Here is a 13,687-nt window from a genome sequence, read left to right on the forward strand (position 1 = left end):
CTCCGCCTTCGCCATTCAGCCCCCTCGACAAGGCAAGGCACAGGAAACCCATGGCATTCGAACCCGCCCCCGACGACTGGTGGAAGGGCGCGGTGATCTACCAGATCTACCCGCGCAGCTATCTCGACACGACCGGCAACGGCATCGGCGACCTTCGGGGCATCGCCGAAAAGCTCGATCACGTGGCCTCGCTCGGGGTCGACGCGATCTGGATATCGCCCTTCGTGAAATCGCCGATGAAGGACTTCGGCTACGATGTCGCGGACTATCTCGCCGTCGATCCGCTGTTCGGCGACCTGCAGGATTTCCGCGATCTTCTGGAGCGCGCGCATGATCGGGGCCTTAGGGTCATCATGGACCAGGTGCTGTCGCATACGTCCGATCAGCATGCGTGGTTCCTGGAAAGCCGCGAGGGGCGCGCAAACGCCAAGGCCGACTGGTATGTCTGGGCCGATCCGAAACCCGACGGCGGTCCGCCCAACAACTGGCTCTCGGTCTTCGGCGGCTCGTCCTGGCAGTGGGAGCCGCGGCGCAGCCAGTATTACCTGCACAATTTCCTGCGCGAGCAGCCGGACCTGAACTACCATTGCCCGGCGGTGCAGCAGGCTGTGCTGGACACCTGCCGCTTCTGGCTCGACATGGGGGTCGACGGCTTCCGGCTCGACGTCTGCACCTTCTACGCCCACGACGCCGAGCTGCGCGACAATCCCCCGAACCCCGACATCCCCGAAGGAGAGGCCTTCGAGTTCAATCCCTATTCGCGCCAGCTCCACATCCACGACATCGTCCGCCCCGAGACGGTGACCTTCCTCGAACGGCTCAGGGCACTTTGCGACGGCTACGGCGGTCGCGCGCTCCTGGGCGAGCTGAACCAGTCCGAGGCGGTGCGGGTGCATCGCGAATACACCGCCGTGAAGCGGTTGCAGCTGGCCTATGGCTACTGGCTTCTGGGCGCGCACCACGTTTCGCCGGGCGTTCTGCGCGAGGTCGCGCGCGACCTTGGCCATGATGAGGATGCCGGCTGGCCGGCCTGGGCGCTCGACAACCACGACTTCACCCGCGCGATCACCCGCCTCGGGGCCGAGGAGACGCCCGATGCCGTCACCGTGCTGATGGCGGCGCTCGCCTGCCTGCGCGGGGCCTTCTGTCTCTACCAAGGGGCAGAACTCGGCCTGCCGCAGGCCGAGCTGCCGCAGGACCGCGTCGTCGATCCCTACGGCCGCGAATTCTGGCCGGCCTACAAGGGGCGCGACGGGGCACGCACGCCGATGCCCTGGACCGGCGACGCTCCCTCGGGCGGCTTCTCGCAGGTCGAGCCCTGGCTGCCGGTGCCGCAGGCGCATCTCGAACGTTCGGTCGCGGGGCAGGACGCGCTTCCGGGCTCGACCCTGAACCGGCTGCGCCGCTTCCTGCGCTGGCGGGGCGAGCAGCCCGCGCTGCGTCAAGGCGGCATGGAATTCTTCGAGACCTCCGGGGAGATCCTCGGCTTTCGACGCATTTTGGCCGACGGGGCGCTGACCTGCGCCTTCAACCTGTCGGACGCCGAACAGGTGCTCGACCTGCCCGCAGCCGAAACCGGGCCCGAGATCACGGGCCACGGCTTCGGAGGCATCCGCCGCGGGGACGAGATCCACCTGCCGGCCTGGGGGGCGTTCTTCGCCCGCGCCGCGCCATGACCGGCGCGCCGATGGCCCGGCCGGGGCCTTACGAGCCCTTGGCCGACGGCTTTGCCGCCGACTGGTGGCGGGGCGCGGCGATCTATCAGGTCTACATCCGCAGCTTCCGCGACGCGAACGGCGACGGGATCGGCGATCTGGGCGGCGTGCTCGCCGGGCTCGACCACATCGCCGATCTCGGGGTCGACGCGGTCTGGCTCTCGCCGTTCTACAAGTCGCCGCAGAAGGATTTCGGCTACGACATCTCGGATTTTCGCCTCGTCGATCCGACCGCCGGCAGCATGGAGGATTTCATGCGCCTGCGCGACGCGGTGCATGACCGCGGGATGAAGCTGCTACTCGACTTCATTCCCTGCCATACTTCGGACGAACATCCTTGGTTCGCCGAAAGCCGCGAGGGGCACGACACGCCCAAGGCCGACTGGTATGTCTGGGCCGATCGCGCGCGCGACGGCAGCCCGCCCAACAACTGGCTGTCGTCCTTCGGCGGGCCCGCCTGGACATGGGAGCCGCGGCGGTCGCAATACTACTACCATCCGTTCCTCGCCTCGCAGCCGGCGTTGAACCTGCACAACCCGGCCGTTCTGGACCAGCTGATCGCCGAGATGAGCTATTGGAGCGATCTCGGCGTCGACGGCTTCCGCATCGACGCGGTGCAGTGTCTGTCCTGGGACCGCGACCTGCGATCGAACCCGCCCGTAGGGCGCGAGGGCTCGAACGCGCTGATCGGCGGCGGGCCAACCAATCCCTTCGCCGCGCAGCTGCATTATTTCGACCGCGCCGCCGAGGGCACGCGCGCGATCCTCGAACGCTTCCGCGCCTTCGCCGATGCCAACGACATCGTCCTGATCGGCGAGCTGGCCGACATCGACACCTCGCAGGCCGCGGCCGAGTTCACCGAGCAGGGCCGCGCGCTGCACGCGGTCTACGATTTCGGGCTGATCAACTGCCACCCCGAGGTCGACTCGATCACCGCTCAGCTGGAGCGGCGCGAGCGGCTTCTGGGCAACGGCTGGTTCTTCAACGTCTTCACCAACCACGATACGATCCGCGCGGTCAGCAACCTCACCCATTTCGCGGGCGCGGAGCTGCGCGAGGCGGCGGCGAAGATGCTTCTGTTCACCCAGATGACGCTCAAGGGCGGCTGCATCCTCTATCAGGGTGACGAGTTGGGCCTGCCGCATCCGCATCTGGATTACGACCAGATCGTCGATCCTTGGGCCAAGGCGTTCTGGCCGACCTTCGAGGGGCGTGACGGCGCCCGCACGCCGTTTCCTTGGAACGACCGGCAGAAGAACTGCGGCTTCAGCAAGGCGACCCCCTGGCTGCCGGTGATGGCGGAACACGCCCGTCTCTGCGTGCGCCGCCAATGTGATGATCCCGGAAGCGTCCTGTCCTTCACGCGCGATTTCCTGGCCTGGCGCCGGACGGAGCCCGTGTTGCGCCTGGGCGAGGAGCGAATGGCGGGTGGTGAACGTGCCCCCATCATCTCCTGGACCCGGGCCTACAAGGGTGAGGAGCGGCGCATCGTCGTCAACTTTTCCGAGGACGACGCGTTCATGCCCGTCTCGGACCGCTGGAGGATGCTCACTGCCCCCGGCTGCACGACGCGCCGCGAGGGACATGGCATCGCGCTCGGACCGCTCGCATTCGCCATCCTCGCCCCAGGATCCTGAGCTCGTCTAGCGGGGCAGGGGCCGCGGGTGGCGGAACATCCCCGCCACTCGTCTGTTCGACAGCTCTCGCGGCCAGGAGGTTTCTCATGTCTGACGACGATGTTGCAGCACTGTGCTGGCTCAGCGCGCGGTTCCTGATCGGTCTCGCTCTTGGGACGGTCTTCCTGATCACCGGCTTCGCGCTGACTGGCGAGGCGACAGGATCAAAGGTGCCGTCTGCATTCGCCGACCTCGGTTTGCTCGCGGCGGCCTGGGTCAGCTGTGTCGGTCCCTTCGCCGTGGCCTTTGTCGGCACGGCGCTCGCCTTCGCGGACTGAAGATCTTGGGTTCCGTGTCAGGTGCAGCAGCCGGGAACATTCGATGGCGCCCGCTGTTCGAGCATGCGGAGGCCCCCAGGCCTCCGTTTCCTGCAGTCCCCTGCTACCTGTGGCCGGTCCGGAGATTTTCGGGCCGGCCGATCTAGCGTTCCCGGCCCAAATGCAACCCATGGGATGACTGGGTGGACTGGCCATTGCTTGGGCCCCGATGCCATTGGACTGATCCGACTGCCTCCGCGACGCGTAGACTCTTCGCAAATGAGGCGTGGGCGCGTTGCGCCGCCACAACGACGGAGCAAGCGCATGCCGGAAGACGACAAACGGGCGAAGCCTTTGCCGCCCCAGTTCCTTCAGAACGACGAAAATAGTGGGGAGATGCCCGAGCCGCCTCAGCGGCTTGTCGATCTTGCGAAGCAGCTGGAAGAGAAGCTTCAGCGGCGACGGCCCGGGTCCAAGGCCGACGGCGCGTCCCAGATCCGCGGTCCTCGGCTGCATTGACAGCGCGGGATCAGCCGGCGGGCGGCGCTGGAAAGACTAGGGTGTAGACGAGACCTTCGGACATTAAATCTAGACTACTCGTGCCATCGAGATCCCAAGCCACCCCGGTTTCCAGCAGGGCTGATCCGAAGCCTCGGGCTTTTGGCTCCGATGGAGCTGGACCTCCGGTCTCTCGCCAACAGAGGCGGAGTTTTTCCCCCTCTCGTGTCCAAGCGACGACCACCTTGCCGCCCGCCCGCGACCATGCTCCGTATTTCAGCGCATTTGTTGCAAGTTCGTGCAGTGCGAGCGCGAGCGTCATCACCGCAGCCGGTGGCAGCGTCACCGCCTCTCCCTCGGTCAGAAGCCGTCCCTCGCCCCTGCGCAGTGCCCCTGCCGTCCTCTCGATCAGCTCGGCCAGGTCGGTGCCGGTCCAGCTTGAGCGGGTCAGCGTGTCCAGCCCCGCTGCCAAGGCAGAGAGCCGCTGCTCGAATGCCCGGCCAAAGCTATTAAGGTCGGTGCTGCCCCGGCGGGTCTGTGCGGCGATCGACTGGATGACGGCGAGCAGGTTCTTCACCCGGTGGTTCAGCTCTCCAACCAGCATCCGCTGGCGCGCCTCCCAACGGCGCAATTCTGTGACGTCGCGCACGAGCCCCGTGCCATGCGCCGCCGATCCCTCGACGCCGCTCTGGAACATTCCGGTCGCATGCACGATGCGACCGGCGGCCGGTCCACTCTCGGGCTGGAATTCGATCTCGAAGGGGCGGCCTTCGCGCAGGCTGGCTGCGATCTCGTTCTCGATTTCGGTGCGATCCGCCTCGGACACGCGCGCCATCCAGTCGCCGATGCGGTTCTCGCCATCGGCCAATCCGACGATCTCGCGCGCACGCGCATCCCACTCGGCCACGCCCGTGGCATAGTCCCAGCTGCCCCAACCCAGCCACGAGGCGCGGGTGGCCAGTGCCAAGGCATCGCGCGCGGCGCGCAGGTCTTCCTCGTGACGACGGCGCGCGGTCTGGTCCGACATCGCGCCAAACCATTCGATGATCTCGCCGCGGTCGCCCAGAATGGGAACTGCTCGGGTCTGCGCCCAGCCTATGCCTCCGTCCCTGATGCAGATCCGGTGCTCGATCGCAAGGATCCCCCGGTCACGCATCGCACCGAGGATCGCCGCCTCGAGCCTTGCGCGGTCCTCTGGTGGAACGAAACGCACCAGCCAACTGCTTTCGGCGGTGGTGACATCGGCAACGAAACCGCCACCCTTCATTTCGCGCAGCTCACCCCAATCGGGCGACATGCGGAAGGTCGCCTGCGCAGTCGCCGTGGCGAGCCCACGGAAGCGTGCCTCGCTGTCACGCAGACGGGTAAGGGCCTCTCGACCCGCCGTCACATCGACAAAGGTCAGCACAACGCCACTGATGTGATCGTCGAGTGTTCGGTAAGGACGCAACCGCATCTGCAGCCAGCGCCCATCGGTCGCCGACAGCTCGCGCTCGATCGGCTGCAGGTCGCATAGCACCTGCATAACGTCTTGCGCCAGCCGGTCGTAGCTCAGCCGGTGACTGAAGTCGGTGATCGGGCGGCCGACATCCGCCTCGGTGACATTAAAAAGCTCTTTTACCCGCGGCGTCACCATCCGGATCTTCAGGTCGGTGTCGAGAAACAAGGTGCCGATGTCCGACGCCGAGATGACGTTCTCGAGGTCGCTATGCGCGGCCCGGATCGACAGAAGATTGTCCTCGAGTTCGCGGTTCAGCGCTTCGAGTTCCACGTTCGTCGACTGCAGTTCCTCGCGCGAGGCTTCAAGCTCTTCGGCGGTCGAGCGATATTCCTCGTTGACCGACTGCAGCTCCTCATTGGCGATGCGCAGGTTTTCCAGGGTCACTTCGTATTCGCCGCTGACCGCCACGGCACGTGCCTCGGCGCTTTCCAGTTCGGCCCGCAGGCGGCGGATCTCGGTGCCCGCAGGCTGGTCTGTCAGCTCGCCGAAGTTTCCGGCAGGCACGGGCCCGCCGTCGAGGAACAGGATCAGAATGGCTGGCTGACCTTCGGAGCCGGTTGCCGGTGTGACATGCAGCGCGACCGCCCGCGTTCCGCCATCGAAAGCGACCGTCACCGGTGCCGTCAGCGTCGGCTCGCCGCGATCGGTTGCCCGCCGGATGGCGCCGCGCAGGTCGAGCCGCAGCTCGGGCCGCACGAGGCTTGCGATATTGTTTTTCAGCGGTCCCGCCGAGGGCAGCAGGTAGTGCCCGGCCTGCGGCGAGAGGTTCAGCACCGACAGGTCCTGTGCGATCAGGACGCTGGGCGGCGCGAGCCGTTCAAGAGCCGCAGCATGGCTTTCTGAAAAGCTGCGCTCCTGGCTCTCGCGCGAGCGGGTTCGGCTGCTGTCGATGGCGCGTGGCCATTGCCCCTGCGGACTGGCATTGCGGGCCGGGAAGTGCCGCACGGCGCGGGTGCGCAGCCGGTAGACGCGCGAGCTGCGCTCTACCGACAAAAAGTCGTCCGACAGCACGTCGGGGTTCTCGGCCAACCCCAGAAACAGGTAGCCGTTGCGCCTGAGCCCGTAGGCGAACGTGCCCAGCGCGTCGCGCTGCGCCTCGCGGTTGAGATAGATCAGCAAGTTTCGGCATGAAACGAGGTCGAGGCGCATGAATGGCGGATCGCGCATCAGGCTGTGGCGGGCGAAGAGCACGCTGTCGCGCAATTCCTTGCGGACGCGGTAACCCTCGCCGTCACGGTCGAAGAAGCGCCGCAGCCTCTCGTCTCCGACATCGGCGGCGATGCCCGCGCCATAACGCCCCTCGCGGCCGAAGACGAGCGCCGTCTCGTCGACATCGGTGGCGAAGATCTGCACCGGCAGGTTCATTCCCCGCGCTTCCATCGCCTCCCGCAGCAGGATGGCGAGACTGTAGGCCTCTTCCCCAGTGGCGCAGCCGACAACCCAAGCGCGGATGCCGTTCTCGTCCGCTGCCTCCAGGATCTGCGCGACCGCCTCGGCCGAGAGCTGGTCCCAAGCGGCTGGGTCACGGAAGAACGAGGTGACGGAGATCAGCAGTTCCGAGAACAGCTCCTGCGCCTCGTCGCCGTTCGAGCGAAGGCGCTGCGCATAGTCGGCGAGGCTCGCGCTGCGGGTGATCTGCATCCGCCGCGCGATGCGGCGCCGCACGGTCGCGTCCTTGTAACCCAGGAAATCGTGGCCGGTCCGATCGCGCACAAGGGTCAGTATCTCGCGGAAAATGGGTTCGGCGGCTTCGGGCGCCGTCTTGCGAAGGCTGTGCTTGGTCGCGGCGACCTCGGAAATGCGCAGCGCAAGGGTGGCAATCGGTCCGACAAAATCCGTGCCGCCCCCGAGGATGACGGCGCGCGGCATCATCGGGAACTCGGCCTCGTCCGGTTCCTGTGCGAGGATCACGCCGCCGGCCTCTTTCACCGCCCGCGCGCCGGCCGCGCCGTCCGCTCCGCCTCCGGACAGCAGCACCGCCATGCCGTCGCCGCGGCCCTTGGCGATCGATCGGAAAAACCGATTGATCGGCTCTCTCTGGCCGCGTGGCTCGATGAACTCGCGGGTGGTGACTGCGTCGCCTTCGATCACCAGTTCATTGTCGGGCGGAATGACGAAGACTGTGTCGGGGCGCAGCTCGGGCGTGTCGTCGACCTGCACCACCGGCATGCCGGTGACTTCGGAAAGGATCTGGTGCAGCTGGCTGGGCTGGTCGGGCGGCAGATGGACAATGACCACATAGGCCAGCCCGAGGTTTGGCGGCAACTGCGAGAAGAGCGCCCGCAAGGCCTTCACGCCACCGGCCGATGCACCAATCGCGCAGACCGGCACAGTGGAGGGGCCGGGTGGGGAAGTCTTGTTCGTCATGGGCCCCGTCGGCTCTTTCTCGCTTCGGCGTTGAACCATAGGCGGGCCCGGTCGCGATGTCACGACCGGGCCTTCAGCACGCAAAGCGCCGGTGTCAGGGCAGCTTGTAGGCGATCAGGTAGTCGCCGGTCGGCGTCTCCATGAAGTGGTGGCCGGTGGCCGCGATCAGCACGTATTGCTGGCCGTCGACCTCGTAGGTGATCGGGTTGGCCTGTCCGCCGGCGGGCAGCACGTCGGACCACAGGGTCTCGCCGGTCTCGATGTCGATGGCGCGGAACAGGTCGTCGGTCGCGGCGCCGATGAAGATCAGCCCCGATCCGGTCAGCACCGAGCCGCCGTTGTTCGGCGTGCCGATCTTCATCGGCAGGTAGGAGGGGATGCCGAACGGGCCGTTGCGGCGCGCGGTGCCCAAAGGCTGGTCCCATAGTGTCTCGCCGGTGGCAAGGTCGATCGCACGGATGCCGCCATAGGGCGGAGCAGTGCAGGGCATGCCGGTGATGTCGTTGCGCCAGCCTGCGTTGACCTCGATCGCGTAGGGCGCGCCGGCCTGGGGGTCGCCCGCGCCCTCGGCGTTGCTGCCGCCGTCGCCGCCGCTGACCTGCTCGGTGATCGGGCGCAGGTTGCGCGCGTCGGCCTCTTCGCGCGGGATCAGGCGGTTGTGGTTCGGCACGTCGTTGTAGTTCGCGACGATCACCCCGCGCTCGACGTCCACCGCGACCGAGCCCCAGTCCGATCCGCCGTTGTAGCCCGGATACTGGATCCAGTGACGATCGCTCGAGGGCGGGGTGTAGAAGCCTTCGTAGTTCGAGCGGCGGAACTGGATCCGGCACCAGAGCTGGTCGAGCGCGGTGAAGCCCCACATGTCGCTTTCCTTGAGCGGGTCCTTGCGCAGCGTGTGCCATTCCGACACCGGCTGGGTGGGCGAGATGAAGTCGGGCTCGACGCTGCCCGCTGTCGGTGCCTCGATCTCGCCCACCGGCGTCAGCGGCTCGCCCGTGCGGCGGTCGAGGATGTAGAGATCACCCTGCTTTGAAGGCAGGAGAACCGCCGGCACCTCCTCGCCCTCCGGACCGGGATAGTCGATCAGCGTCGCCTGGCTGCCGAGGTCGTAATCCCAGACGTCGTGGTGCACGGTCTGGAAGTGCCAGACCGGCTCGCCCGTGGTCACGTCGAGCGCGACGAGAGAGGTGGCCCATTCGTTCTCGCTCTCGATCCGGTTCGAGCCGTAGTAGTCGACCGAGGAATTGCCCATCGGCAGGTAGACCTGGCCCAGCTCCTCGTCGCCGGTGGCGGTGGTCCACATGTTGGGCGTGCCGCGGGTGTAGGTCTCGCCCTCTGCCGGGCCGTCGGCATTTTCGGGATTGTCCATGTCCCAGGCCCAGAGGAAGGCACCCGTCACCGCGTCGAAGCCGCGGATCACGCCCGAGGGCGCATCCTCGGCTTGGCCGTCCTTGACCTGCGCGCCGGTGACGACGACGCCGCGCACGATGGCGGGGGGCGCGGTCACCGCATACCAGCCGGGCACGCGCTCGCCGATGTCGGTCCAGAGGTCGACGACACCGTTTTCGCCGAAATCCTCGCAAGGCACCCCGGTCGCTTCATCGACGGCGACGAGCTTGGCGTCGATCGTGCCCTCGATGACGCGGGTCTTGCAGATGTCGTCCTCGGCCAGTTCGGGCGCGGTGTAGACCGAGACCCCCCGGCACGAGGCGGAATACGGAATGGCCTCGTCGGGCACGCCGGTATCGTAGCGCCAGTTCTCTTCGCCGGTGGCGGCATCGATGGAGATCAGCACGTTCTTGGCAGAACACATGACGAGGCTGTCGCCGACCTTGAGCGGCGTGGTCTCGGCCGCGTATTTCCCCTCGGCCGCGGCAGAGGGCATGTCACCGGTCCTGTAGACGAAGGCGCGCTCGAGCCCGCCCACGTTGTCCGGAGTGATCTGTGCCAGCGGCGAGAAACGGCGCGCATCGGCACCACCGCCCCAGTAGGGCCAGTCTGCGCCGACCTGGCGCAGCGGGCGGGGATCACGCCCGGCCGGGGCCTCGGCAGGCGGGCCCTGTTCCTGCACCGTCGTCGCATCGGCAGGCGGCGCTGTCGAAGTATCGGCGCCGACCTCTACCCCAGGATCGCTCGGGGCTTCGGCCGCCGGCCCTGTGGCGTCGGGTTCGGCCTGGCTGCTCTCGGGCGCGGGTTCGGTGCGCGCGCCGGGGGCAAGCCGCTCGGGCACGGCGGGTTGCGGCACCTGCTGGGGTGCGTCCTGGGCGGCCAAGGGGTTGGGTGACGCCAGGCCGGGAAGCGCCAGGCAGACGACGAGCGCGGCGGAGCTGCGCGGACTGCGGGTGAGACGGTGCGTCATGGTGTCTCCTTTCTGGCTCCAAGTCGATTGGCTCGTGGGCTGTGCAGGGCGGGGATCATGATCAGCAGGATCATCAGGATCACCGTGGGCGCGACGAGGCGCGGCACCTGCGCCCACCAGTCGGCGCCGACTTCCCAGAAGGCCCAGGCAAGCGTAAAGAGCCAGGTCACCAAGTAGACCCGCAACGCCCGCGCATCCTGCATCCACAGCAGCGCGGCGGTCGCAGCGAGCCCCAACCCGGCGATGGCGTAATACCAGCTGCCGCCGAGCAAGATGAGCCAGATCCCCCCGGCGATCAGCGCGAGGCCGATCGCTCCGATGACGGCCGAGACGACGCGGGCCGCGATCCTCCAGCCGCCGGCTCTTGAGCCGGCAGGCTTCGGAGGTGCCGCGCCTGCGGCGGATGTGGCATATGTCATGGGACCTCCTTCCTTGATGTCTCGGGTCTTGATCGCCGGGCAGTTCGTCTGTCAGGCGGTGCGGACCGAAGGCCGGTGAACAGCCGCTCTGTCCTTTTGTTCCCGACACTTCCGTGTAGGCGCGCCTACAAATGCAGGTGCGGCAGGCGAGCGAGGCGCTTCGACGGGGAAGTTGCGGGGGGCAGCGAGTGCCGGAACATCTTGGGTGCCGGCGCGTTTCCATTCGTCGGACAATTCCGACCTGATTGGGGGAAGCATGACGAGGCAGGAGGACGCGGCAAGCTGCCGCGAGATCATCGTGCAGCACGACATCCTCGAGCTGCTGCCGGTGCTGCGCCGACGTGCCTGGCGTCTTACGCGGCAGTGGGACGCAGCCGACGACCTCGTGCAGAGCACGCTTCTGCGGGCGATCGAGAACATCGAGAAGTTCGAACCGGGCACCAACCTGCGCGCTTGGCTGTCGATCATCATGCGCAACATCTTCTACAACGAAATCCGACTTCGACGTCGCGAGGCACCGGGACGGGCGGATTGCGTGTCGGTGTCGTCGCGCGCCAGTGTCGCGCCGACGCAAGAATGGGTGCTGCGCGCGGACGAGGCGATGCGGGCTGTCGGACGACTGCCCGAGCCGTTCCGCGAGATGTTCCGGCTGGTTGTCATTCAAGGCGAGAGCTACGAGACCAGCGCGCGGATCTGCGACTGCGCGATGGGCACGGTCAAGAGCCGGGTCAACCGCGCCCGGCAGATGATCATGGAGGACATGGCGGATCGGTCGATCTGATCGGGGGCTTGGCCCGACGCATTGCTGCTCTTCTCTGAAGCCGATCTGCTTCGGAACATCCGACGGCTTTTCCTGTTCGAAACTGTCACGCGGCCCCTGTCGGGGGCCCGTGACGCGAGGAGGGAGAGACTATGCCAATCATCCGCAGAACCCGCCACGCCCAGTTCGTTATCGCTATCTTGATGACGGTTCTGATCTGCGCCGAAGCGTCATTTGCGCAATCGCCCGATCCGCCCTCGATTGGCGCATACGACGCCCCGATCCTCGAGGGGGCAAGGAACGCCCCCCAAGACGCGGATTCCCTTCTTGGTTTCGTCGAGCAGATGTCGTCCTACCTGCAGCTCCAAATAAGGGCCTCGCATCTGGCACTGGCACAGTCCGGAGATCCGGCGTTGCGTCAACTCGCGCGCGACACGCTGTCCCTCCACGAGAAATTCGAGCATCGACTCGCTCTCTTGGCCGACGACACGGATATTCCGCTGCCGGAGGGGCTGCTCCGGAAGGATGCGGTCGATCTTTACACGTTGCGTGCCGCAGAGCTTGGCCAGCCGTCCTATGGCACTCCGGCAGCAAGCCCCTTCGACCGCAGCTACATGGATCTCGAGGCGCGCATCATCGCGCAGGTCACGGGCCTCATGGCCGCGGCGGCCGACGGCGGTGCAGCACCGGTCGCGGAGTTTGCCAGATCGCTGCAACGCGACCTCTCGCTCCTGAAGCGCAAATTTGATGGTTACCGGCGACCGGGTGATTGAGACAGCCGGCCGCACGAGCGTAACATCCGCGGCCGGGACGCCCGCGCTAGGGAATCAACGCCTCTGCGTCGGTGGCCAGCGCTTGCGCCAAACGGCCCCGCTGAGAGGTGTCCGGCACGAGGAGCCCGTCCTCGATAGACGCGACTTCGCGTGGCGTCAGGTCCGCTCGCTCGGCAAGCTCTTCGCGCGAGATCTCGCGCCGCTCGCGCCAAGCGGCAACAGGGTGAAGCCCGTCGCCGATGCGACGCGCGACAAACTGGTGGTCGCGCTGCAGTCTTTCGGTGAACTCGTTCATACGGGCCTCCTGCCGGTCAGGGTTCAGTTCGCAGGGCTGTGCCCGGCCTCGTTCGCGGGGCTGCCCTCTGGCGAGGTCTGCGGCTCGCGCAGTGAGGCGAGCAGAATCAGGATTACGAGGACGAGCCCCGCTGCAATCAGCGCCGTCGCCGTGCCGCGGGTCCTCCAGTTGGATTTCGTCATCGTGACACCCTGTCAGGATCGAGCGCGGGGTCTGAGGACCGGACAGCATCCGGGGAAGGCAGAGCTTCGAGATCTTGCTGCTCGTTCTGGACCCGCCAGTGCGAGATGACATTGCCGATGAAGAACAGGGCGATGGTGACGAACAGGATCACCACGACGGTGATGCCTGCGCGGGTCTTGCGTCGGGCGCTGGGATGATCGCGGGACATGGCCGTCCTCCGTTTTCGTCAGCCCGTAGCGGTGCCGCCGAAGCTCGCGGCGCAACGCGGGCAGGTCAGCACCTCTGGGCGGTAGGTGAGCAGCGCGACCTCGCCGTCCTCGATCCAGCATCTGGGACAGTCTAGGCGCCCCTCCTGCAGACGCGTCAAATAGGCGAGAAGCCTGTCGGAACGGATGGTCAGCGCCCCCGCCTCGACGTCGATCTCGCGGACGCGGGCGCGAAGCTCCGCCTGTTCGGCGCGCAGCTCGCGTTCGCGGGCCGCCGCCCCCTCGGCCCGTCGCCGCGCATCGTCTCGCAGCACGGACGGGGCTTCGTGCGAGACCGTGCTTGGGGCAAGAGTTTGTTCAGTCATCGCGGGACCTGTCCCGGGGCTGGCGGCTTTCTGGGTGATCCTTGCGTTGCAGGGTCTTGATCCAATGACCGTCGCGCCCGCCTGCATGGGTTTCACCCTGCGCTTCGTCCCGGTTCGAGAGCGGCGCGTTCGCGGGGATGTTCTCGACATCGACGTGGCTTGCGGAACCCGACGCGTCGTTCTTGCCCTTCGCGCCGTGCCCGAAGTGCTTTCCGGAGGCATGTGCCATTGGTCTCTCCCTTATTCGCAGACCGGACGTTGCCGATCGCAGGGCGGAAGAACAGGCAGCTTGGCCAGATGTTCCCGGCCCGCA

The 13,687-nt window shown here is 66.9% G+C and carries 14 protein-coding genes; 6 read left to right on the forward strand and 8 right to left on the reverse strand.

Features of this window, described 5'->3' with window-relative positions; genetic code table 11:
- The first annotated feature begins 50 nt into the window (after window positions 1–50).
- The 4 genes from V8J39_RS00165 to V8J39_RS00180 all read left to right on the forward strand — a co-directional run bounded on the left by V8J39_RS00165 (window position 51) and on the right by V8J39_RS00180 (window position 4,167).
- Entirely contained in the window at window positions 51–1,676 is a 1,626-nt protein-coding gene (locus tag V8J39_RS00165; RefSeq protein ID WP_336458857.1) for an alpha-glucosidase, read from the forward strand.
- On the forward strand, window positions 1,673–3,352 hold the full coding sequence (locus V8J39_RS00170) for an alpha-amylase family glycosyl hydrolase (RefSeq protein WP_336458858.1): 1,680 nt from the start codon (window positions 1,673–1,675) through the stop codon (window positions 3,350–3,352). The genes V8J39_RS00165 and V8J39_RS00170 overlap by 4 nt, the downstream gene beginning before the upstream one ends.
- Window positions 3,353–3,438: 86 nt before the next feature.
- Window positions 3,439–3,669, forward strand: coding sequence for a hypothetical protein (locus tag V8J39_RS00175; protein ID WP_336458859.1), 231 nt, complete (start codon window positions 3,439–3,441; stop codon window positions 3,667–3,669).
- A 303-nt stretch (window positions 3,670–3,972) separates the two neighbouring features.
- A complete protein-coding gene (locus tag V8J39_RS00180; RefSeq protein ID WP_336458860.1) occupies window positions 3,973–4,167 on the forward strand; it encodes a hypothetical protein in 195 nt (64 codons plus the stop codon).
- A gap of 10 nt (window positions 4,168–4,177) precedes the next feature.
- On the opposite strand, the gene V8J39_RS00185 is transcribed toward V8J39_RS00180, so the two are convergent.
- From V8J39_RS00185 to V8J39_RS00195, 3 genes are all read right to left on the reverse strand, one after another.
- A complete protein-coding gene (locus tag V8J39_RS00185) occupies window positions 4,178–8,014 on the reverse strand; it encodes a chemotaxis protein CheB (protein ID WP_336458861.1) in 3,837 nt (1,278 codons plus the stop codon).
- A 94-nt stretch (window positions 8,015–8,108) separates the two neighbouring features.
- Window positions 8,109–10,373: a pyrroloquinoline quinone-dependent dehydrogenase gene (locus V8J39_RS00190; protein ID WP_336458862.1), complete on the reverse strand. Its 2,265-nt coding sequence runs from the start codon at window positions 10,371–10,373 to the stop codon at window positions 8,109–8,111.
- Complete coding sequence (locus V8J39_RS00195; protein ID WP_336458863.1) at window positions 10,370–10,792, reverse strand: glucose dehydrogenase; 423 nt, start codon at window positions 10,790–10,792, stop codon at window positions 10,370–10,372. Before V8J39_RS00195 ends, V8J39_RS00190 begins: the two co-directional genes overlap by 4 nt.
- Before the next feature lie 256 nt (window positions 10,793–11,048).
- Here V8J39_RS00195 and V8J39_RS00200 point away from each other — a divergent pair, with 256 nt between their 5' ends.
- Both V8J39_RS00200 and V8J39_RS00205 read left to right on the forward strand, forming a co-directional pair.
- Entirely contained in the window at window positions 11,049–11,573 is a 525-nt protein-coding gene (locus V8J39_RS00200) for a sigma-70 family RNA polymerase sigma factor (RefSeq protein WP_336458864.1), read from the forward strand.
- A 131-nt stretch (window positions 11,574–11,704) separates the two neighbouring features.
- Window positions 11,705–12,325, forward strand: coding sequence for a DUF4142 domain-containing protein (locus V8J39_RS00205; protein ID WP_336458865.1), 621 nt, complete (start codon window positions 11,705–11,707; stop codon window positions 12,323–12,325).
- Between the two features lie 46 nt (window positions 12,326–12,371).
- Here the strand turns inward: V8J39_RS00205 and V8J39_RS00210 are convergent, their stop codons facing one another.
- The 5 genes from V8J39_RS00210 to V8J39_RS00230 are packed head-to-tail and all read right to left on the reverse strand — an operon-like array spanning window position 12,372 to window position 13,603.
- A complete protein-coding gene (locus V8J39_RS00210; RefSeq protein ID WP_336458866.1) occupies window positions 12,372–12,620 on the reverse strand; it encodes a helix-turn-helix domain-containing protein in 249 nt (82 codons plus the stop codon).
- A gap of 23 nt (window positions 12,621–12,643) precedes the next feature.
- The gene (locus V8J39_RS00215) at window positions 12,644–12,802 is read right to left on the reverse strand and encodes a hypothetical protein (protein ID WP_336458867.1); all 159 of its coding nucleotides are present in this window, start codon (window positions 12,800–12,802) and stop codon (window positions 12,644–12,646) included.
- Window positions 12,799–13,011: a hypothetical protein gene (locus V8J39_RS00220; RefSeq protein ID WP_336458868.1), complete on the reverse strand. Its 213-nt coding sequence runs from the start codon at window positions 13,009–13,011 to the stop codon at window positions 12,799–12,801. The genes V8J39_RS00215 and V8J39_RS00220 overlap by 4 nt, the downstream gene beginning before the upstream one ends.
- An 18-nt stretch (window positions 13,012–13,029) precedes the next feature.
- A complete protein-coding gene (locus V8J39_RS00225; RefSeq protein WP_336458869.1) occupies window positions 13,030–13,323 on the reverse strand; it encodes a hypothetical protein in 294 nt (97 codons plus the stop codon).
- 43 nt (window positions 13,324–13,366) lie between these two features.
- A complete protein-coding gene (locus V8J39_RS00230; protein ID WP_336458870.1) occupies window positions 13,367–13,603 on the reverse strand; it encodes a hypothetical protein in 237 nt (78 codons plus the stop codon).
- Window positions 13,604–13,687 lie beyond the last annotated feature (84 nt).

This window comes from Frigidibacter sp. MR17.24 (assembly GCF_037095655.1).
Taxonomy (GTDB): domain Bacteria; phylum Pseudomonadota; class Alphaproteobacteria; order Rhodobacterales; family Rhodobacteraceae; genus Frigidibacter.

What these genes read in the sequence shown, in the direction of transcription:
- V8J39_RS00185 (WP_336458861.1), bottom strand. Translation starts at nt 8,014, where the DNA reads ATGACGAACAAGACTTCCCCACCCGGCCCCTCCACTGTGCCGGTCTGC.
- V8J39_RS00180 (WP_336458860.1), top strand. Translation starts at nt 3,973, where the DNA reads ATGCCGGAAGACGACAAACGGGCGAAGCCTTTGCCGCCCCAGTTCCTT.
- V8J39_RS00205 (WP_336458865.1), top strand. Translation starts at nt 11,705, where the DNA reads ATGCCAATCATCCGCAGAACCCGCCACGCCCAGTTCGTTATCGCTATC.
- V8J39_RS00215 (WP_336458867.1), bottom strand. Translation starts at nt 12,802, where the DNA reads ATGACGAAATCCAACTGGAGGACCCGCGGCACGGCGACGGCGCTGATT.
- V8J39_RS00230 (WP_336458870.1), bottom strand. Translation starts at nt 13,603, where the DNA reads ATGGCACATGCCTCCGGAAAGCACTTCGGGCACGGCGCGAAGGGCAAG.
- V8J39_RS00210 (WP_336458866.1), bottom strand. Translation starts at nt 12,620, where the DNA reads ATGAACGAGTTCACCGAAAGACTGCAGCGCGACCACCAGTTTGTCGCG.
- V8J39_RS00220 (WP_336458868.1), bottom strand. Translation starts at nt 13,011, where the DNA reads ATGTCCCGCGATCATCCCAGCGCCCGACGCAAGACCCGCGCAGGCATC.
- V8J39_RS00200 (WP_336458864.1), top strand. Translation starts at nt 11,049, where the DNA reads ATGACGAGGCAGGAGGACGCGGCAAGCTGCCGCGAGATCATCGTGCAG.
- V8J39_RS00195 (WP_336458863.1), bottom strand. Translation starts at nt 10,792, where the DNA reads ATGACATATGCCACATCCGCCGCAGGCGCGGCACCTCCGAAGCCTGCC.
- V8J39_RS00165 (WP_336458857.1), top strand. Translation starts at nt 51, where the DNA reads ATGGCATTCGAACCCGCCCCCGACGACTGGTGGAAGGGCGCGGTGATC.
- V8J39_RS00175 (WP_336458859.1), top strand. Translation starts at nt 3,439, where the DNA reads ATGTCTGACGACGATGTTGCAGCACTGTGCTGGCTCAGCGCGCGGTTC.
- V8J39_RS00190 (WP_336458862.1), bottom strand. Translation starts at nt 10,373, where the DNA reads ATGACGCACCGTCTCACCCGCAGTCCGCGCAGCTCCGCCGCGCTCGTC.
- V8J39_RS00170 (WP_336458858.1), top strand. Translation starts at nt 1,673, where the DNA reads ATGACCGGCGCGCCGATGGCCCGGCCGGGGCCTTACGAGCCCTTGGCC.